The organism is Vibrio sp. YIC-376, assembly GCF_052353105.1.
In the GTDB taxonomy this organism is placed as follows: domain Bacteria; phylum Pseudomonadota; class Gammaproteobacteria; order Enterobacterales; family Vibrionaceae; genus Vibrio.
This window is the reverse complement of sequence record NZ_JBBWFK010000016.1, coordinates 1-19,525: the sequence shown is the minus strand read 5'-3', so window position 1 is coordinate 19,525 and position 19,525 is coordinate 1. Positions and strand designations below refer to the sequence as shown.

At 44.0% G+C, this 19,525-nt stretch carries 17 protein-coding genes; 9 read left to right on the top strand and 8 right to left on the bottom strand.

Annotated features, from left to right (window positions below; genetic code table 11):
- Positions 1 to 326: 326 nt before the first annotated feature.
- Positions 327 to 722, top strand: a complete 396-nt coding sequence (locus WJM94_RS21080; protein WP_444496136.1) for a GFA family protein — start codon at positions 327 to 329, stop codon at positions 720 to 722.
- Positions 723 to 885: 163 nt separating this feature from the next.
- On the opposite strand, the gene nhaD is transcribed toward WJM94_RS21080, so the two are convergent.
- Entirely contained in the window at positions 886 to 2,316 is a 1,431-nt protein-coding gene (gene nhaD, locus WJM94_RS21075) for a sodium:proton antiporter NhaD (RefSeq protein ID WP_444496135.1), read from the bottom strand.
- A gap of 414 nt (positions 2,317 to 2,730) precedes the next feature.
- Positions 2,731 to 3,756, bottom strand: coding sequence for an acyltransferase (locus tag WJM94_RS21070; protein WP_444496134.1), 1,026 nt, complete (start codon positions 3,754 to 3,756; stop codon positions 2,731 to 2,733).
- A 355-nt stretch (positions 3,757 to 4,111) separates the two neighbouring features.
- On the opposite strand from WJM94_RS21070, the gene WJM94_RS21065 reads away from it, so the two are divergent.
- Entirely contained in the window at positions 4,112 to 4,702 is a 591-nt protein-coding gene (locus WJM94_RS21065) for a TetR/AcrR family transcriptional regulator (RefSeq protein ID WP_444496133.1), read from the top strand.
- Between the two features lie 127 nt (positions 4,703 to 4,829).
- The gene (locus WJM94_RS21060) at positions 4,830 to 5,687 is read left to right on the top strand and encodes an alpha/beta hydrolase (protein WP_444496132.1); all 858 of its coding nucleotides are present in this window, start codon (positions 4,830 to 4,832) and stop codon (positions 5,685 to 5,687) included.
- A gap of 94 nt (positions 5,688 to 5,781) precedes the next feature.
- On the opposite strand, the gene WJM94_RS21055 is transcribed toward WJM94_RS21060, so the two are convergent.
- A complete protein-coding gene (locus WJM94_RS21055; RefSeq protein WP_444496131.1) occupies positions 5,782 to 8,325 on the bottom strand; it encodes a glycosyl hydrolase family 18 protein in 2,544 nt (847 codons plus the stop codon).
- A gap of 589 nt (positions 8,326 to 8,914) precedes the next feature.
- Between WJM94_RS21055 and ppnP the strand changes: the two genes are divergently transcribed.
- Entirely contained in the window at positions 8,915 to 9,199 is a 285-nt protein-coding gene (gene ppnP, locus WJM94_RS21050) for a pyrimidine/purine nucleoside phosphorylase (protein ID WP_444496130.1), read from the top strand.
- 224 nt (positions 9,200 to 9,423) lie between these two features.
- Complete coding sequence (locus WJM94_RS21045) at positions 9,424 to 9,705, top strand: hypothetical protein (RefSeq protein WP_444496129.1); 282 nt, start codon at positions 9,424 to 9,426, stop codon at positions 9,703 to 9,705.
- Here WJM94_RS21045 and WJM94_RS21040 read toward each other — a convergent pair.
- Entirely contained in the window at positions 9,685 to 9,927 is a 243-nt protein-coding gene (locus tag WJM94_RS21040) for a diguanylate cyclase domain-containing protein (protein WP_444496181.1), read from the bottom strand. The genes WJM94_RS21045 and WJM94_RS21040 overlap by 21 nt on opposite strands.
- Positions 9,928 to 10,195: 268 nt before the next feature.
- Here WJM94_RS21040 and WJM94_RS21035 point away from each other — a divergent pair, with 268 nt between their 5' ends.
- The gene (locus WJM94_RS21035; protein WP_444496128.1) at positions 10,196 to 11,536 is read left to right on the top strand and encodes an MATE family efflux transporter; all 1,341 of its coding nucleotides are present in this window, start codon (positions 10,196 to 10,198) and stop codon (positions 11,534 to 11,536) included.
- A gap of 120 nt (positions 11,537 to 11,656) precedes the next feature.
- Here WJM94_RS21035 and WJM94_RS21030 read toward each other — a convergent pair whose 3' ends face one another.
- Positions 11,657 to 13,336, bottom strand: coding sequence for an RluA family pseudouridine synthase (locus WJM94_RS21030; protein WP_444496127.1), 1,680 nt, complete (start codon positions 13,334 to 13,336; stop codon positions 11,657 to 11,659).
- Positions 13,337 to 13,462: 126 nt separating this feature from the next.
- Positions 13,463 to 14,083: a DsbA family protein gene (locus WJM94_RS21025; protein ID WP_444496126.1), complete on the bottom strand. Its 621-nt coding sequence runs from the start codon at positions 14,081 to 14,083 to the stop codon at positions 13,463 to 13,465.
- Positions 14,084 to 14,215: 132 nt separating this feature from the next.
- Here WJM94_RS21025 and WJM94_RS21020 point away from each other — a divergent pair, with 132 nt between their 5' ends.
- Together WJM94_RS21020 and WJM94_RS21015 are read left to right on the top strand one after the other, a co-directional pair.
- Positions 14,216 to 15,103, top strand: coding sequence for a LysR family transcriptional regulator (locus WJM94_RS21020; RefSeq protein WP_444496125.1), 888 nt, complete (start codon positions 14,216 to 14,218; stop codon positions 15,101 to 15,103).
- Between the two features lie 108 nt (positions 15,104 to 15,211).
- Positions 15,212 to 16,012, top strand: coding sequence for an HAD family hydrolase (locus WJM94_RS21015; protein WP_444496124.1), 801 nt, complete (start codon positions 15,212 to 15,214; stop codon positions 16,010 to 16,012).
- Positions 16,013 to 16,108: 96 nt separating this feature from the next.
- Here WJM94_RS21015 and WJM94_RS21010 read toward each other — a convergent pair whose 3' ends face one another.
- A complete protein-coding gene (locus WJM94_RS21010) occupies positions 16,109 to 17,206 on the bottom strand; it encodes a GGDEF domain-containing protein (protein ID WP_444496123.1) in 1,098 nt (365 codons plus the stop codon).
- On the bottom strand, positions 17,206 to 17,667 hold the full coding sequence (locus tag WJM94_RS21005) for an oxidoreductase (protein ID WP_444496122.1): 462 nt from the start codon (positions 17,665 to 17,667) through the stop codon (positions 17,206 to 17,208). The genes WJM94_RS21010 and WJM94_RS21005 overlap by 1 nt, the downstream gene beginning before the upstream one ends.
- Positions 17,668 to 18,140: 473 nt before the next feature.
- On the opposite strand from WJM94_RS21005, the gene WJM94_RS21000 reads away from it, so the two are divergent.
- Positions 18,141 to 19,514 carry an IS4 family transposase gene (locus WJM94_RS21000; protein ID WP_444495679.1) on the top strand — a complete coding sequence of 458 codons (1,374 nt, stop codon included), beginning with the start codon at positions 18,141 to 18,143 and terminating at the stop codon, positions 19,512 to 19,514.
- Positions 19,515 to 19,525: the final 11 nt, after the last annotated feature.

Below are 19,525 nucleotides of genomic sequence, written 5' to 3'. Positions count from 1 at the left end.
TTAAACCCTCCCAGACAATGGGTTATCTGGACTAGGGGAAACGGTCACCAAAATGGTGGTCCAAAAATCGTTTAATATAACCTGACGGCATTTTGGGCAGGATTCAGAGCGTTGCCACTGACTATTGGTTAAGGAAAACTGCGCCTTTGATTTGCGAGTGATTTCCAAGTCATTCACGTTGAACCCAGCGTGCCGGGGTTATTTGCGCATAAAATGTCTTTAAAAGTGACCAATGTCGAGTTTTCAACAAAGATTAAGCTTGTGTTAATGTGTTTAACATAATGTACACGTTGTAAAGTTGAGCAAAAACGTCAAAAGGAAATGTGATGATCAAACGAGTTGGAGATACTGAAATCAAATCAGTGCACACACTGTCCTGCCATTGTGGAGGAGTGGTAATAGAACTTACGCTGCCAAACGGTATCGAAAAACCAAGGCGATGTGACTGCTCGATGTGCCGTCGTCGTGGTGCGATCGCAGCCTCAGTAGCTCTAAATGGTGTTCGAATTGTTAAAGGAGAAGAAAAACTCAAGCTTTATCAATTTAACACACATACAGCTAAGCACTATTTCTGCAGTGAATGTGGTATCTATACCCATCATCAACGTCGTTCAAACCCGAATGAGTACGGGTATAACGTGGGGTGTCTGGAAGGTGTTAACCCCTATGAATTGGGTGATATTGAAGTGATGGATGGTGTAAACCATCCATCAGATAGATAATACCAATCGTAGTAAATAACTGGTCATTCTAGCTTGTTAAAATACTCGATAACTGCGTTACAATTTTTTTGTAGAATAACTACTTACCGAAAAATTCTGCCTTGTTCTCATGCATTTTTCCTACGCTATTTCTGATCACTTACTTACTGTGATTGGTATAACCCTAGTTAAACAAGCTACTATTTATCCATACGTGCGCAGCGATGCTGGAGGCATAACCAAGGGCAATCACAGGTGTCCACTTCAAGTGGCCAAAGAAAGTGTATTGACCACGTGCTGCGCCCATCAGTGCGACGCCCGCAGCTGAGCCAATCGAGAGTAAGCTACCACCAACACCAGCGGTAAGAGAGACTAATAGCCAGTTACCGACAGACATACTAGGTTCCATCGTTAATACCGCAAACATTACCGGAATGTTATCCACTATCGCGGAAAGTAGCCCGACCACCACGTTGGCCCAAAGTGGATTCCATTCTGTGTACATCGCGTTAGAAGCCAGATCCAAATATCCGAGCAAGCTTAAGCCTCCGACACACATCACTACGCCGTAGAAGAAAAGCAAGGTATCCCATTCCGCTCTGGATATACGGTTGAATACGTCAAATGGGACCACAGAGCCAATACGCTTTAACGCTTGTTCATCTCCATTGGCAATCGCGATAGCTGTTTTCTTAGCTAAAGACTGTTTGAGTGTTTGGCGTAAGAAGTAGCCAAAAAATTGTAAGTAGGCTAAGCCCATCATCATCCCCACCACAGGCGGGAAGTGCAGTACCGCATGGAAAGAGACCGCAGTGGCAATGGTCAGAATAAATAACAGTACAATACGTTTTGCCCCGCGTTTGAGTTCTACCTCTTCGTGCAAAGTATTGGGTTTGGTACTTGGTACAAAACGCGACATAAAGAACGCTGGAACCAAATAGTTAATCAAAGATGGAACAAATAGTGGTATGAACTCTGAGAATCGGACATGTCCTGCCTGCCAAACCATTAGCGTCGTGATATCACCAAAAGGGCTGAATGCTCCGCCTGCGTTGGCCGCTATAACGATATTGATACAGGCAAGATTAACGAATTTTGGATTATCACCAGAAACTTTCATCACGACAGCGCACATCAATAGCGCGGTAGTTAAGTTGTCTGCTACGGGAGAAATGATGAATGCGAGAAAGCCAGTCAGCCAAAATAACTTTTTAAAACAGAAACCTTTTCCCACCATCCACGCTTGCAGAGCATCAAAGAGCCTGCGTTCTTCCATCGCGTTAATATAGGTCATCGCAACTAACAGAAACAGCAACAACTCCGCATATTCCAGCAGGTTGTGCTCCAGAGCTGCCTTAGCAACATCAGGTTGATTGTGCTGAGAAAACGTGTATCCAATCAGAATCCAAATTAAACCAGCGGCGAGCAACACTGGCTTCGATTTTCTCATCTTCAAATACTCTTCCAGCATAACCAGAGCATAAGCGATGGTAAAAAGAATGAGCGCGCTATAGCCGACGGCCGTATTGACGAGATTGAGATCACTGGTTGCTGCAGCAAAGCTGTAGCCGGGGAATAACAAACAGCAGAAAGCCACGATTAGATAGGTTGGCATAGACATTTCTCCCTTGTCTTGTTGGAGAAATATTAGCCATAAATTAAGGGGTTAGTTGTGAGAAAGCTCGAATTAACGATAGGTGCTGACGTATAAGCTGTGCCACTATTTCTTTAGTGACACAATCCCCGCCACGCCACATATAATTGCAGCTGCATACAAACCGTAAGTTAACCAATGGCTTATTTCTAAAAAAGGAGTAAGTCCTTGAGGTGCCCACATACAGCCTCCGTTAATGAGCAATGTGTAATGTCAGGCCAATCTAAATTAAATGAACGATGTTTTTTGTGAGTAATGGCAAATTCCAGGGGATTAGAGTGCCAAATTTTGGTCAGTGAGAGTTCTCTCTCACTTTTGATTAGCTTGCTCTCACCTTAAAGTGTTAGAGCAAGCTATGATTGGAGCTTAACCGATTTAGCGGAGTAATAGTTTCCTCAGTGGAGATGCTTCAATCCCTTTCACTAACAGCAAGGTAGCGATGAGCGTAGTTGAATAGATAAAGATATCTTTGACTAAGTTCTGCAGCTCAAAATAACCAGCCACATTCATAACCATGATCATGACAAGCAGATGCGCGACATAGATGCCTAAGATGCTTGATGAGCATTTGAACAGCCAAGGTATGTTGCCGAAATTTGGATGAACCAATAGCCACATGAAAATCGCTAGTGACCAGATTACGGTACCAAACAAGAAATCATGACTGTTAAACGCAACGTTGTGCTGCATCAACCAATACGCCTCGCCAAAATGCAGTCCCATACCGAGTATCATCAGTAACATGGTGTTATTACGAGAGCAACGCCATGCTTTCTCCCTGATTAGATAGCCCAGCAACACCAATAATGTGCTGAAGAAAGGGCCGTTGCGAGTGAAAAAGGGAGATGGGAGGTCAGTTAATGTGGCATAGCTTCCCGCTAAAACGCCATACGCGTAAAGTAATAATGCGATGGGTAGTAGTAGTTGAGACATTCTGAGCCTTACCAAAAAAGCGATCAGTGCCACGGCTATAACGAGTGCAGGAAGGAACCATAAATGTACCAGTCCTCCCTCTAGCAGAGAGTTTACAGGGGATAACATCAGGTAATCCCAATAGCCTTGTCGCTCGGCTAAGTAACCTGCTTCTGAGACCATTTGCCATTGAAATGGTACCACTAAGCAAATCACACTCCATATGACCCAGATCCTCAATAAGGGTTTGGCATAATTTGTAAGTGTTTTGGTTGGACTAGTGCTCAGTTTTGGTTGAATCAAATAACCTGATATGAGGAAAAATAGAGGGACGGCAAATCGCGCCAGTTGATTGATTATATAACCTACCCAAGGCACGTCATCCCATTGCCAATAAGTGAGAGCCATTTGGCAGTGAAGACCCACGATCGCAAGCATAGCGATAACTCGGGCAAATTCTAAACTGGCTATTCTATTGTCTGTCGCCATAAGTTGCTTACCTAAAAAATTAAACGGTTATTCCTATCTGTACCCAAAGGACTTCAAGATATGAATTCAACGGGTTGTCTTTACTGCAAGCCAAGACCTTCTTTCAAGTCAACCTTCTTGAAAGTATCTGGGTATGTGAAAGTAGCAGTTGGTGATTGACTTTATGCGTAAAGAAATCAAGTCCTGGTTGGTTGGTAATAAGTAATTTCTCAAATTAGGAGCCAGTTCAAACTTCTTATTGCGCTATTCATTACTCAGTTCAATTCAACTCGCCAGATACTTGCTTTTGTCGATAATTGGTTAGACCAGAACACTAAATCTTGCATAAAAGAACGATCGTGCTAAAAATATTGCTATGAAAAAAGGAAAAGTAACTAAAGAGTTTATTCTGCAGAGAGCGTTTGAGATTGCCAGTGAAGACGGGTTAGATAGCCTTACCATTGGTGAGCTGGCGAAGCAGTGTGGAATGTCAAAAAGTGGTCTGTTTGCCCATTTTAACTCCAAGTTGAACTTGCAGTTGTCAGTACTGGAGTTCGCGAATCAGGTGTTCACATCGCGGGTGATTTCTCCTGTACGCGAGTTGGGAGACGATAACATCGAACGTAAAATTCGCGGGTTATTAGATTCCTGGATGACTTGGAATCACTCTTTTCAGGGAAGTTGCATGTTTCTTGACGCGTGGAACGATACTGCGGCGGATGATTGCCCGCTGCAAGCTGGATTGAGAAAGTCGATTAACTCCTGGCTGAACTATTTAGAAATACAAATTGCAAAAGGTAAACAAAACCGGGAGTTTTCAAACGAGTTAGACACGAATCAAGCGACGTTTGATTTATATGGACAATACCTAAGCGCACATGTGTTTTACTCGATAAAAGGTGAGTCCGAGAGCCAGCGATTGTTCTGGCAAGGTATCGATAACTTGTTTGCTCGGTGGAAGAGTTAGTTATTCTTATTTGAGTAGCTGAGAACATTAAAATATTAATAAAGAGCGACTGTGTTCGCTCTTTATTATCAGCATAAAAAGCACGACCGTTCTATTTTTGTGAATGCTGATAAAAAAGGAAAAGATCATGAGCGATAAAATTTACTTTAACACCTCGCAGCGTTTTAGCGTTAAACGTAGTCTGGTCAATATCAGTACCCGTCTGCACCACACACTGGCACCATCACATGCCAAAAAAACGGCAAGACAGCTGCTTCTTACCCCAGTGCGAACTAAGCCTAAAAACGCCGAGCCAACAGGTCTAGTAAAAAGGGAAATCCACGGCTTTGCCGGAGTCATTAAAACTTATTCGTTAGGCACGGGGCCTATCTGGATTCTGACTCACGGTTGGTCAGGTACGGCGAGCCAGTTTTTTCCTTTAATGGAGCACATTGCAGCAAAAGGTTTTACAGCACTGGCTTATGATCATCCTGCACACGGCGAAAGCGAAGGGCAGTATGGACACATTCCGGGTTTTATTCGCGGTCTGGAAGATGTGTTGGATTCAGTTGACGAGATTGCTGGCGTGATAGGACACAGCATGGGAACAGCTTCAGCGCTTGAATGCCGACACAGCAAACTGGAGAACAAGCCGTTGTTGCTTATCGCTCCCGTACTTAACTATGTCGAAAATTTGTTCAGCAGTATTGCTCGCTCGGGCTATTCCATGAAACTGTTCAAGGCGGTGGTATCAGAGGTGGAAGCTCAGTTTGGCTACCCGTTGCAGTCCATTGATCCGTTAAAACGTCTTTCTGAGCGGGAGTCGGTGACGATTATTGTTCATGATGAACAAGACAAGTTCACCAAACACAGTATTTCTGCGCAAGCGGCTGACGATATCGACCGAGTTGAATTGGTCACAACTCAGGGACAAGGTCACGGTCGAGTAATGAAATGTGAGCAAGTGTTCCAAAGCTTTGATCGTTTAATTTCACTCAGCGAATAGCCTATTTTCCAGAGTTAAAGAAAAAAGAAGGACAGACGAAGCTGTCCTTCTTAACCTCAAGCAGATGAGGTGCGTGAGTTGATAGGTGGGATGTTTAGTTACAGTTCGCGGTACCTACTTCTTTCCAAACGCCCCATTGACCCGATTTAGTTGGATCATCGCCTTGCGTCCACCATTTGGCTTCCCAAGTGCTACCAGCGTGAGTGACTTGGTTGCCACCTGTGTAGACTGCACTGGCATCCCAAGCGTTGTCGCAAGTTCCCGGAATATCTGTCGTGTGCTGAGCAACAACGACCGTCACACTTGCTGTAGAAGTTGCCTGACCATCACTGACACTGACAGAGAAGCTTAAGCTTGTATCTTGAGAGTACTCAGCTGCAGTAAAGGTCACTTTCGCGCCGCTTACAGTCGCATTGAGACCTTGAGGTAAGTTCCAGTTGAAGGTTAGTGTATCGTTGTCTGCATCGTTTGACGCTGATGCATCGATAACGACAACGTCACCTGCGTTTGCTGTAGCGGGAGCGGTGACCTGAACTACTGGTGCAGTATTCTCCGGTTCGATAACGCCAGCTGGTTTTACGGTGACGACAACAAGATCAGTAGCTGTCGCACCTTCGTTATCCGTTACCGTGAGTTTGAACGTCAATTGTTCTTCTTTGGCTACTTCAGCAACATCGAAGCTTGCATTCACGCTGTTTGCTCCGCTAAGGGTTACCGCGGTACCAGAGACTTGTTCCCAAACGTAGCTTGCGATCGTACCGTCAGAGTCGGTTGATTGACTGCCATCCAGTGCTACGGTTGCAGGCCCTGTTACAGATTGGTCTGTGCCAGCAACTGCTGTTGGAGTGCGGTTTGGCTGTTCAATAACAGCACCAGACATACCTTCGTGCATTGCATTTAAGATATCGCCATTATCAGCGTCAATTTCCCAAGAGAACAGACCTGCAAGCCCAAGTGTCTTAGCATAGTTACCTTTTGCTAATACAGAGCGGTGGTCGTCAAAAGTGATCAGTTCACCCGTTGAACGGTTCCACACCCACGGTGCCTCTGCCAGATCATCGTAGCCGTATTCAAAGCCGTTGATACCAGTGCCATTAGCACCTAGCATGAATGATTTGATGCCTTTGTAATCAATCACGCCCGCTTCCCAAACGCCTTGCGCTGTACTGCCTTTTAGTTTGCCTGTCGCAGTACCCGTCATCGGGTCATTTGGATCGGTAAGGGTGGCTGGTGTCACACCTTCCCAACCTCGGCCGTACATGGCAGTACCAACCACGAGCTTATTCGCAGGCACACCTTGTGCAAGAAGAAGTTGGATACCGTTGTCTGCCGTGTATGCTGGGCCTTTGAATTGTTCACCGTTTTCGTCTACGCCGCTTCCGTCACATTGGCCAGGGCGCATGAACGAACCACAGTAAAGTGCAGTTTGGTGACCAGGTACGTTGTTCCAGCCGCCGTAGAAGTCATAGGTCATCGCGAAAATGTAGTTCATGTACTGAACGGCATCTGCGTAATTAACATCTTCGATCTTGTCGTAACCTACACCGATGGCTGAAGTCAGTTCGTAAGTACGGCCGGTTTCCGCTTCTAACTCATCCAGCATTGCACGCAGTTCGCGCATTAGAGCAACGTAAGTAGGACCATCGTTCACTGGGTCGCCTCTATCTGCAGCAGCACCGCCGCCACCAGGGAATTCCCAGTCTATGTCGACACCATCATAGAATTTCCATGTTTTCAGGAAGTTCTTAACGGAAGCAACGAAAGTATCGCGATTTGCTTTGTCGACGAAATCGAAAAATGGGTCAGATAGGGTCCAGCCACCGATCGAAGGGATGATTTTTAGATCTGGGTTACGCTGTTTCAATGCCATCAGCATTGCGTAGTTACCCTTGATAGGCGTGCTGTATTCATGACCTGCCTGAGGGAAACTCTTTTGGTATGCCGCCCAAGGGTCATGAATAACCACTTCATAATCAGGTACGCCATTACAGGCTGTTTGCAGCGCATTGAAGCTGTTCCCACCGACAGATTTTACTGATTCATTCGGACCACAAATTGGGATAAAGCCGTAAAGGATGTGGGTCAAGTTGTCAGCTGGAATGTTATCGACCGTGTAGTTACGACCGTAAATACCCCATTCAACAAAGTAACTACCCATGACCACGCTTGGATCGGTACTGTAAGATTTGTTGTTTGGATCAACATTCATCGTAAGCGGTTTTAAGTGAGAGCCATCGGTATCAGCAATGGTAATTTCTGCTGGAGCACTTTTCGCACAGCCAGTTTCGTCACACGCTTCAATTTCCATTTGATACAAACCGCCCTGAGCGTAATCGAATTGGGCAGTAGTTTGGCTACCTGTAATCGAGCCTGTTGCTACTTTGATACCGTCAAAATAGATGTTGTAAGTGTTGCCAGTCGAACCACTCCATTGGTTGAACTTTAAGGTAATTTTCGCTTGGTCATGGTACTTAACCATGCTGTGGTAACCGGATGTGGTTTCCATAGCCAGTTCAATTTTAGAAAACTGAAGGTTATTGGAACCATATAGATCAATACTTGGTGTTGTCGGAGCCGCGACAGTCGCTCCTGATAGTGCTAAGGCAACCCCAGCTGCACATAGGTTAAATCGAATCATAACTTCTCTCTCAATCCTTGGATTCATGTTCTATCACAAACATAATCTGCTCTCGCATCAAGGATTGGGGCCATGTGCAAAAGCATCCCATTTAGCATTTCAGAGAGTTTTTTTTCGTCAAAAAAAATTAAAACGGTTTTCGAGTCACTTGAGAGAAGTTAAATAAAATGCGCACCTTGTTGCACGTGAAATGCCACATTGAGTCAATAATATAGAAATATTCTGCAGGATTGAATTTTATTGTTTACGCAGTCGTTGAGGCGTTTAAATGCGACGAGAATCTAATTATGTGTTTATTAATAAATTAGTATGGATGAGTGTTGTTAGTGAAGTCAGGTGACTCACCTTAGCCACGATTGAAATGTTCACTCAATACTGCTGTGCGCAATTGTGGAGACAGATGATAGCCCGAGAAACAGATAGGCGGTTTATGCGCAGTAAATAATCAAATTCTGCGACATCCCGTGTCCGTTGAGATGCCGGGCTACGAATCTATTTATCAACAATGTTTATTCTTAGCGATTTATAGGCTTGAGTCGTGAAGAAAAACAGGGTAAAACAGAGCAGATTTTTAATGAGGGAACTGATAATGAGTATCAAGGAAAACAGCTATTTTGCAGGCGGCGTAAAGTCACTAGGTTTTAGTCAAAACGAACAGGAATTAAGTGTCGGTGTGATGCTTCCTGGAGAATACACGTTTGGCACTCAAGCTCCAGAGCGTATGACCGTTGTGAAAGGTGCTCTTCTAGTGAAACGTGTGGGCGAAGCTGACTGGACAACGTTCAGCAGTGGTGAGTCGTTTGACGTAGAAGGTAATTCCTCGTTTGAGTTACAAGTGAAAGACGCGACTGCTTACTTGTGTGAATATCTATAAGCACGAATATGAACAGTGAATGAAAGCCACCTTCGGGTGGTTTTTATTTATGTAGTCAGCTAAGAGTTTGTCCATTTCAAACTAAGTTCCTGGATCCCCTCAGAGATACGATGCCTGTCGTAGTTTCGCTAGTGATAAACTCCGAAATTTTACCTAGAACAGCATAAGAGCATCGTACAGGGTATATAATCATTACGTGTACTCATCAACCCAAGGAGGAAGTGATGTCAGTACAACGTAAGCACACCGATCTCCCTCCTCGCTACGAGGCCGCTGATTTCACCACTGAGCAAAGACACCGTTTTACAGCGGTTGCGAATGCGGCACAAAAAAGGCGCGACTTTTATAAAAGTGCGTTAGAAAAAGTTCGGCTGGAAAAGTTGAGGCAGCAAGATTGCAAACCAATGGTTACACCACAACAAGATAAGCTTAGCCGAACAAGCCAAGTGCTCTGGTTGTTGGTTATGTTAGTTATTGGTTTATGGTTAATGTATATGTTCGCCTAAATGACAGATTCCGAATTCGCCTGAGTGATATCCACTATGGGCGTGGCTGGACGCTAAATCTATCTGCCTGAACACAGTATTCAAAATACGCATATTGATTTTCAATTGAGATGTAAATGTCTTTAGCACTTGAGCACCGACGTCATGGCCGTAATTGCAGTTGAAGTCGTCGAGATCAAGATACACAAGCGCTGGTACTCTATTTTTATATGAATGATTAATGCCATCTCATCACTCTGTCTGATTTACCTTTCTTCCTATTGATTGGATTCCATCTCAATCGTCAATTTATAAATATTGTTAATGAGTTTGGTTGTTCTGAGATTTATTTCCTTTAGTTCGACTAAATTTTGTTGCTGTTGTGACCTGTAAACGCATAGAATTCGCTCACAACCTCAATTCTTGATTAGATTCAAGATCTAATGAATTTTTCTTTAAACTGCCTCACATATTTTTGTGAGGCAGTTTTTAATTGTGTGAAGGTGCACCAATGCCTAAAGACCAAAACATCAACCAACGTATGTCTATTGTGACATTAGCTTGGCCGATACTTGTGGAAATTTTGCTACGGACGGCTTTAGGAACCAGTGACGTGTTCATGCTGAGTGGTTACTCTGACCAAGCCGTATCTGCGGTTGGGGTAATCACCCAATTGACATTTTTTCTCATCATTGTCTCAACGTTTGTCAGTAGCGGAACGGGTATATTAATTGCTCAATATAACGGTGCTGGTCGAGAAAAAGATTCAGTCTATGTTGGCGTTGCCAGTGTTGTGCTGTCCGTAATCATTGGCGTTTTACTTAGCGTGATAGCGGTTATCGGAGCGATTGTTTTTTTACCTTATTATGGCCTTGAGGGGCTGGTGGAACAGTACGCGCGAAATTATCTGTTGATCAGCGGTGCGATGACGTTCAACGTAACGATTGGTATTGTGCTAACCACCATCCTGCGTAGTCATGGTTATTCGCGCTCGCCTATGTTTGTCAACCTGATTAGTGGCATTTTCAATATCATCGGTAACTACATTGCTTTGTATCAGCCATTCGGTTTGCCTGTCTATGGTGTCGAGGGCGTGGCGGTTGCTACGGTCGTAAGCCAAATTATCGGCACTTTGATGCTCGTGGTAATTTTGGCGCGAAGTAGCATTGAGCTACCTATGTCGACCATGAAGCAAGTACCTGCTGAGATTTACAAAAAAATTCTAAAAATCGGCGGTATGAATGCTGGTGAAGTGTTGTCTTACAACGTTGCACAAATCTGTATCGTCTATTTTGTGGTGCAAATGGGGACGGCATCGTTGGCGGCATTTACTTATGCTCAGAATATTGCACGTTTCTCTTTTGCGTTTGCACTGGCGATTGGACAAGCTGCGCAGATTCAAACGGGGTATTACATCGGTAAGGGCTGGGTGACCAGCATTCTTAAACGTATTCAGATTTACTTCTTGGTTGGCTTTGTGTCTTCTACTGTTGCGACGGCCGCCATCTACGTTTATAGGGAAGAAATTCTGCGCTTGTTTACTGACCAGTCAGAAATACTCGCTCTAGCGGGCTCACTAGTTCTGGGCTCGATCCTGTTGGAAGCTGGACGTGTATTTAACCTGATCTTCATTGCTGGCTTAAAAGGTGCAGGTGACATCAAGTTCCCGGTACAAATGGGGATTGTGAGCATGTGGGGCTTAGGCGTGTTGTTCTCTTACGTTCTTGGTATTCACATGGGCTACGGCGTAATCGGTGCCTGGATGGCAATTGCTTTAGATGAATGGGTTCGTGGCATCATCATGGCGAGACGCTGGCGCTCACAAGTGTGGACTAAGTTTAAAGTAAGTTAGTTCAGTGAGACATTCTCTATAGAGGCGAAAGAGCGTCGTCGGGAATCTTCGGGTTCATCTAAATGTAAAAAGGCACTGAAATCAGTGCCTTTTTGTTATCTATATACTGGATTGTCTGGCTTAAAACTCACAGTCTGCATGGAAGCTCATCCGTTCTTTGCTGTAAGGATGGTCCAGCTCCAGCATTTCAGCATGCAGGTGCAAGCGATTCGCCTTCTCGCCATACAGGCCATCACCGACCATTGGCATGTTCAAACCTAGGTGATGAGCACTGTGGACACGCAGTTGGTGTGTTCGCCCAGTTTTTGGATACATGTACACCTTGCTACGTTCGTTTTTCACTTCAATCAACTGCCAGTATGTCTCAGCAGCTTTACCATGTTCAAAGCAGACCAATTGACGTGGACGATCCTCGGGGTCGCCACGCAATGGCAAAGATATTTCACCTTCAGGCCCATTAATCTCACCTTCCAACAGCGCCATGTAGCGCTTTTGTACGCCACGTGTAATGAACTGTTTCTGTAAGCTCTTGTTGGCGCGTTTGGTTAACGCAAAGACCAAAATACCTGATGTCGCCATGTCTAAGCGATGAATAACAAAAGGTCCCTCAGCATCAGGGAATATAGCCTGAAGCCTTGTGTATGCCGAATCTTTGATGGTTTTACCCGGAACGGATAGCAAACCAGATGGTTTATTGACCACCACCATGGCTTCGTCCTGAAATAGAATTTCCAGCTCTTTGTCTTCTGCCCAGTTTTCAGCAAGTGGGTTTGGCTCGACGTTCATACCTTGCAGCATGTGCCCCAAGATTGGCTGGCATTTGCTGTTGCATGATGGGTAGAACTTTTTATGCTGGCGCACTTCGGACTTTGGCGATTCACCCCACCAGAACTCCGCAAGAGCCAGCGGCTTAAAGCCGTGTTTAAATGCGTATTGGAGCAGTTTTGGTGCCGCACATTCCCCGGCACCGGCTGGTGGCACAGGATTGGTGGTCTCGGCGAATATGTCTACTAAATCGCACTCTTTACCCAGAATATTGAGAAAGCGATATTGCCTGTGTAGTTTGTGTTGCAGGGCATTAGATAGCGTTCTACGGTGCTCTTTAAGCTCCGACAATTGGAGCTTCAGAGCGGTTAAACGTTGCTCTTTCACAGCCAATTTATCATCCCACGCCATCTTGAGATATTTGAGTGTGTTTTTCTCCGTCACACTTTGCTTACCCAAATCGTCTAATAAGCGATTTAGTTCACCGGGACTCAGCGTTTGTTCGCCTTGTTGTCTCTGCTGTTTGCGTTTGGCGCGACCTTCTATCATCAATTGGCGATGTGCTTGCTCTTCTTGCTGATACGCCGAGCGATAAGCTTGAATCTCTGCTTTTAGAGCTGAGATCTCTGGGTTTTCTGCAAGTTGTTTGTACTCGGCATTGACGGCATTGATGGCGTCGGTTTCTGCGCGAAAAAAGCCTTCGTCTGTCAGCATATCGTACACTGGAGGAACAAACTCCGGCAGCAAGTTTTGATCAGCGATTTTGCCCGAGAAAGCACTTAGATAACCAAGCTCGCCTTGTAAATTCTGCACCAACAGTACTCCGAACATTTTACCGCGTCCTGCTTGATCGCCATCAAAACCGAAGTCATGGTCAAAGTCAGTTTGCGTGATTAAGTGCTGTTGTAATTGTTCAGCAGCGAGTACGCAAAGGGGATGCGGCGTGTAATAGAACGGAAACGTAAACTGCTCTGGTAACTCATAACCAGAAATATCAGCAGTAAAACGAGTAAAACAAGGTTCAGGCGAGTGCATGGTGTGTATCCGCGCGAGTAAAAAATCGAGCGAGGATTGTACATGTTTGACTCAGGATTACCATGTTGATATCGAACTTGGTCATCGCTCTTTCAGTACCAGATTAGAGATAACTTCACGTAAGGCTTATAACAATTGTTGCAATACGTTTTGCCATTGCTCTGGTTTACCGTAATAAGCCGAGTGAGGTAACCGCAGGTAATTCCCATTTTTTTCCGCAATTAATGTTGGGAAACCGCCAACGCGAAGCTGGTTCATTAACTGTTGGCTGACGCGTATCTCATTCGTTAATGCTTCTTGCGTTTGCTGCACCTGATTATCCCAGTCAACGACGTCCAGTTCGAGTGTTTCAGCAATGGATTTAAGTGTCGACGATTCATTTACTTTTAGTCCGGACTGGTAATGTGAATACTGAATTGCTTTAAGCATCACCCAAGGATTTCGTCCCTGTTTTTCGGCGATTAAGATGGCTTGTGTAGGCAAATAGGAATCGAGAAGAAAATCATTATCTTGCTTTACGCGTTGCATATATGCATGGCCAAATACCGCGCCAGTCTCTGCGGCGATACGCTCATCACTGCTAATAATATGCTGGCGAAATTCAGATCCAATCATTTGTCTGTTTAGCATACCACCAGGGTGAAACACGACGTTAAATTGTGGAGACTCTACCATTGGCTCGATCAGTTGTGATGCGCCATAGCACCAACCACACATAGGGTCGTAAAAGTAGTGAATGGTTACCATGATATTTCTCCTCAAGAATGTAATCACTAAGTAAGTCAGTTTAGTTTGGAATCAGAGTCGATGTTATGAAATTGATACGATCGAAAAAATACACAATAATGTGCATCACTGTTTCTTATTTCGAGCAAATGTATGGATAAAGTAACGGCGGCTAAAGTTTTTATTGATGTGGTGTATTCCGGTAGTTTTACAGCGACGGCTGAGCGTCTGGATATGTCCAGACCCATGGTGACGCGCTATGTAGAAGCGATGGAAAACTGGCTTCAGACCCGACTGTTGCATCGCACGACTCGTAAAGTCTCCCTCACGAGCGCCGGAGAACGCAGTGTGCCGCAAATTGAACGTTGGCTGAAACTGGCAGACTCAATGACGTCAAACATTGCATCTGATGGTGAGTTGACGGGCAATATCCGACTTGCTTCAAGTACATCTTTTGGATTTTCTCAGTTGATTCCTGCTGTAAACAGCTTTATGCAGATGCACCCTAAAGTTCATATCGACATGGACTTGCAAGATACGGTCAGTGACCTTACTGAACAACGTGTTGATCTGGCGATCAGAATTGCGTCTAATCCAGATCCTTCACTGATTGGAAAGCCTATTGCAGTATGTGAATCGGTGCTGGTGGCATCACCAGATTATCTTACCAAGCACAAGCTGATATCCCACCCAAGAGATTTAACTGACCATGATTGTCTAGGCTATAAAAACTTTGAGCGACGCGTTTGGCATTTATCCCAAGAAGAGCGGTTTGAATCGGTCAGCATTCATTGTCGGTTAACGTGTAATGAAGCGACTGCATTGCTGCATGGCACTCTACATGGGATGGGGGTTGCTTTACTGCCAACGTATTTAACGACAAAGTATGTGAACTCAGGTCAGCTTGAACTTGTGCTACCGGACTGGAAACCGAGCCAACTGAACATTTATGCGCTGTACTCATCTCGTAAACATTTATCTCCAGCAGTCAGAGCGTTTATCGATCATAGTGAGAACTACTTTAAGCGACACCCTTGGTAGTTCAAAAGTCTGCTTGTTAAAGCATAAAGCAACTCGACTTGAGATTCACTCAAGATCCTGTACCTTAAAGGTAACCAAGTTTTTCTACACCAGTTAGAGTTTCATGTCATGTCACTAGCCAGCATTAAATTTATCGCCTCCGATATGGACGGCACTTTACTCGATCAGTACGGTCGGTTAGATCCTGAATTTTTTGATCTGTTTTTACGATTAGAAGAAAAAGGCATTTTGTTTTCGGCAGCTTCTGGTCGCCAGTATTATAGCTTGCGTGACACTTTTGCCCCGATTCAAGACCGTATTCTGTATGTAGCTGAGAACGGCACTTTGGTCATACACAATAACAAAGAGCTTTATAGCTGTACGATTCCTAAAGCAGAAGTCGCTGAGATCATCAAAGTGGCTCGTACAATTGACGGCGCGAATATTGTTCTGTGTGGTAAGCGCTCGGCATACATCGAAACGGAAGATCAAAAATCGCTGGAAGAATTTCAAAAGTACTACCATCGCTGTGAAAGCGTTGTCGATTTGCTTGAGGTTGAGGACGAGTTCATTAAAGTCGCGATCTGTCACTTTGAAGGTTCGGAAGAACTGGTGTTCCCGAGCATGGATACCCAGTTTGGTGAATCGCATAAAGTCGTGGTGAGCGCCAAAATTTGGTTAGATATAATGAATGCACAAGCGTCAAAAGGTGCGGCTATTCAGCATCTTCAACAAATTATGAACTTTACACCCGCTGAGACCATGACATTTGGCGACTATCTGAATGATCTGGAAATGCTGCAGGTGAGTGAGCACTCTTATGCGGTCGCAAACGCTCATGAAGAGATTAAGAAAATCGCTCGTTTCTCGGCACCAAGTAATCAAGAGGCCGGCGTGCTAACCGTGCTGAAGAAACTGATTTCTGACTAGTCATCGAGTAGGGCGGATTTGATTGTTTTCTAATGTAAAGCAAAGCCCCGCAATGTAAGTGCGGGGCTTTGCTTTTTTATTCTATATAAGCGCGGCTTAGCGTTGAAATTTCATTTTGTACATGCGCTTATCGGCGATGTTGATAAGAAAATCCACATTGTTGCTATCCGTTGGATACTGCGCTATTCCGATACTGGTGGAGAGTGAGGCGGCGTTATTGTTTTTTAACACTGGCGTATCGAATATAGCATTGATATGACATTTTATATCTTCGTCACTGATGTTTTTGCCTTGAACTACGATTGCAAATTCGTCACCGCCCATACGATATGCAGAAAAGCAGTTAATCTCCATCGTCATCAGTCTATCGGCTACAGTGCGTAAAACTTTGTCGCCCGCCAGATGTCCATGAGTATCATTAATCTCTTTAAACCCGTTTAAATCGAGGATACACAGTGAAAAAGGGACTCTATTGAGAGTGTTTTTTCTTAGTGTCACAAATAGCGCATTTCGGTTGCCTAGTCGTGTTAGTGGATCGCTGAGCGCCAGTTTTCTATGAAAACGAGATTCACGATAAAAGAAGTAAATCAGAGACAGCGCGGAAAGAACAAACGTAGCAAACAGCGTGTACTGCGCTTGCACGAGTCGTTGTGTTTCACCTTTTTGTGCTTCATAGACTTTGCTGGTGAGACGGAAATTTTGGTTCACGAAATCAACCAGATCTAAGTACAGTGTTTGGGTTAAACGATAAAACTGGCCAGCAGCCTGACTATTGCCCGTTTTGGCTTCAACAAGAAGAGGCTCTAACTCTTTGAAATGTTCAAATAACTCGACAAAATATTGCTGGATATTGTTGCGAGAGAAGAAAGCGTAAGCGTCATCACTATTGATAAGTAGATCAAATCGACTCCAGGCGAGTTCATATTGCAGCTCAGCCCCGTCAATATTTAAGACGTTTTCATCTAGTCGGCGTGCTTCACTAACCAGTTCAGAGAGCTCCTTAGAAAGCTGAAACAAAAACCATGTAGCCTGCTTCTGCTCATTCGTGAAATTCTGCGCTAATGTGCGGGTTTGTTGGAGTAGCATGACGTTAGCAAGCAATAAAGAGACCGCGAAAACCAACAATAGTAGTTTACTTATTGTGGAATTTTGCCACTTTTTGGTTTTCATCGGGTTAGCTTCAGATAACTTCATTATTCTTTAACTAATTTAAACTCATTAACTTGCCATACCATTTGAGCATGATATTGCGTACGGTTCAGCTCTGGATACAGGTTCAGCGGGTATATTACCCAATATGGGCCTTTATCCCTGATTTTTATGTAATGTTTGTCTTTTTTATAGGCCAGTATCGGTTGGTAACGAAGGATGTCTTGGCGAGTGACTGGAGCGTGGTAATTGTTTAAGCCACTGATATCGATTTGCTCTGGGACGTCACCATATACGTGAGTCAGCAGTGTGCTGAGCTTTACGCCAGTAAATTCAGCCATACCTTTATCCCATGGCAAGTCGGCACTGTAAGTTGTTTCAGGCAAAGATTGAATGTCTTCTAACTTCAGGGTAATCGTAACCTGTGTAGGGCTGCTAAAAGTAACGTTATTTGCGGAAATAAATGGCGCAAAAAGCAGCAAGCTTAAAACGAGTATCTTTTTCATTCTGTTCATTTTGGGATATTATTCTTTTATTGAGCTAGAACAAAAGGTGCTAGCAATGGCTTATTTATGGTTATGATGGTTTTGAGTAAATAGACGATGTTGCAAACATATATCGTGTTTGAAAAGTAACCGTACGTTTACTTTACGTCAAGACTATTAAGTAACTTCTTATATAAATGGCGCCATAAAGATAAAGATAGCGAGTCTTTCCATACAATAGAAGCCTATTTTAGGCATTTATTATTAATCAATATAATTATCACTTAATAACATTCTGTCGCGAATTAACATTTTTAAATATTTTTGATTTTTTAAAATATTCTTTTGTTTGTGAATAAGTATTCAAAAAATAAAGCCACCTGAGTCGGCTGTCTTTTATACAGAAGTCCCTCACATGATGTGAGGGATTTTTTTTGAACTAAATTCTTGCTCCACGATCAGATCTTTAACGGACTTAGTTGAGGATTCCTGAGATGATAAAAAGCAATAATGATTGGGCTGAAGAACAATTTGGGCATGCTAAACTGGGAGACCCAAGAAGAACGGCTAGACTCGTAAAAATGGCTTCAGACTTAGCGCAACATCCAGGTAAATCGGTAGTAAAATCATCCCCCTCACCAGCAAGCATGGAAGGAGCTTATCGATTTATTCGCAACGATAATGTTTCGTCAGGCGATATTGCCGAAGCCGGTTTTAATGCAACAGCTAATCAAGTTCACCATTACCCCCTCCTTCTCGCTATAGAAGATACAACCACCTTAAGCTACAAGCATCGCTCTATTCGAGCTGATTTAGGGCATGTGAACCAAGGTAACCGTTATCGTGGTCTGCTTGCTCATAGTATTTTGTTGTTTGCTCCTGAAACTCTTGACGTTGTTGGTCTGATTGAACAACAGAGATGGACGAGAGACATCAAGACTCGCGGTATCCGTTCCCAGCACCTCAAGCGACCTTATGAAGAAAAAGAAGGTTATAAGTGGGAAAGAGCTTCTCGTAATATGGCAGCTCGTTTAGGAGATGCCATGACCAACGTGATATCGGTTTGCGATCGTGAAGCTGACATCTACGACTATCTCATTTATAAAATGGCAAACCAGCAACGTTTTGTTGTGCGGTCAATGATGAGTCGCCACATAGAAGAAGGGCCAGATAAGCTTTATCAATTTGCCTCTGAACTTAAAAGTGTTAAACAACGACAAATCCAGATAGCTCAAAGAGGTGGTCGTAAATCTCGTGAAGTCATACTGGATGTGAAATATGCGGCGGTGACATTGACGCCCCCCTCGAATAAAACAGGTGAATCTATTTCCCTGAATTATGTGGGTTGCTCTGAGGCCGGAGATGAAGACAAGAAACTGAACTGGCACATTCTGACGAATGAACCCGTAAACAGTGCGGAAGAGGCGTTAAAAATCATCTCCTACTACGAGAAGCGTTGGCTCATTGAGGAATATCACAAGGTCTGGAAAAGTGAAGGGACCGGAGTTGAAGAGCTTCGAGTACAGAGTAAAGATAACTTAGATAGATTAGCGACCATTTATGCTTTTTTAGCCGTAAGGATCTTCCAGTTGAAATTTGCCAATGAGCAAGTTGAAGATATTAGTTGTGAAAAAATCTTGTCCCCAAGAGCCTGGAAGTTACTTTGGGTGAAAAGAATAAAGACGCGACTTCCAGAGGAAATACCAACTGCAAAATGGGCTTATGAACATCTCGCACGACTTGGCGGTTGGAAAGACAGTAAAAGAAATGGAAGAGCGTCAGTTAAAACGCTCTGGGAAGGATGGCTAAAACTACAAGCCATCCTTGAAGGCTACGAACTCGCTCTGTCTCTTGAACAGGACTTGTGATCAAGAGACAG

Bases quoted from the DNA above. Each gene is read 5' to 3' on its own strand.
- WJM94_RS21080 (WP_444496136.1), top strand. From the start codon at position 327: ATGATCAAACGAGTTGGAGATACTGAAATCAAATCAGTGCACACACTG.
- nhaD (WP_444496135.1), bottom strand. From the start codon at position 2,316: ATGCCAACCTATCTAATCGTGGCTTTCTGCTGTTTGTTATTCCCCGGC.
- WJM94_RS21070 (WP_444496134.1), bottom strand. From the start codon at position 3,756: ATGGCGACAGACAATAGAATAGCCAGTTTAGAATTTGCCCGAGTTATC.
- WJM94_RS21065 (WP_444496133.1), top strand. From the start codon at position 4,112: ATGAAAAAAGGAAAAGTAACTAAAGAGTTTATTCTGCAGAGAGCGTTT.
- WJM94_RS21060 (WP_444496132.1), top strand. From the start codon at position 4,830: ATGAGCGATAAAATTTACTTTAACACCTCGCAGCGTTTTAGCGTTAAA.
- WJM94_RS21055 (WP_444496131.1), bottom strand. From the start codon at position 8,325: ATGATTCGATTTAACCTATGTGCAGCTGGGGTTGCCTTAGCACTATCA.
- ppnP (WP_444496130.1), top strand. From the start codon at position 8,915: ATGAGTATCAAGGAAAACAGCTATTTTGCAGGCGGCGTAAAGTCACTA.
- WJM94_RS21045 (WP_444496129.1), top strand. From the start codon at position 9,424: ATGTCAGTACAACGTAAGCACACCGATCTCCCTCCTCGCTACGAGGCC.
- WJM94_RS21035 (WP_444496128.1), top strand. From the start codon at position 10,196: ATGCCTAAAGACCAAAACATCAACCAACGTATGTCTATTGTGACATTA.
- WJM94_RS21030 (WP_444496127.1), bottom strand. From the start codon at position 13,336: ATGCACTCGCCTGAACCTTGTTTTACTCGTTTTACTGCTGATATTTCT.
- WJM94_RS21025 (WP_444496126.1), bottom strand. From the start codon at position 14,083: ATGGTAACCATTCACTACTTTTACGACCCTATGTGTGGTTGGTGCTAT.
- WJM94_RS21020 (WP_444496125.1), top strand. From the start codon at position 14,216: ATGGATAAAGTAACGGCGGCTAAAGTTTTTATTGATGTGGTGTATTCC.
- WJM94_RS21015 (WP_444496124.1), top strand. From the start codon at position 15,212: ATGTCACTAGCCAGCATTAAATTTATCGCCTCCGATATGGACGGCACT.
- WJM94_RS21010 (WP_444496123.1), bottom strand. From the start codon at position 17,206: ATGAAGTTATCTGAAGCTAACCCGATGAAAACCAAAAAGTGGCAAAAT.
- WJM94_RS21005 (WP_444496122.1), bottom strand. From the start codon at position 17,667: ATGAAAAAGATACTCGTTTTAAGCTTGCTGCTTTTTGCGCCATTTATT.
- WJM94_RS21000 (WP_444495679.1), top strand. From the start codon at position 18,141: ATGATAAAAAGCAATAATGATTGGGCTGAAGAACAATTTGGGCATGCT.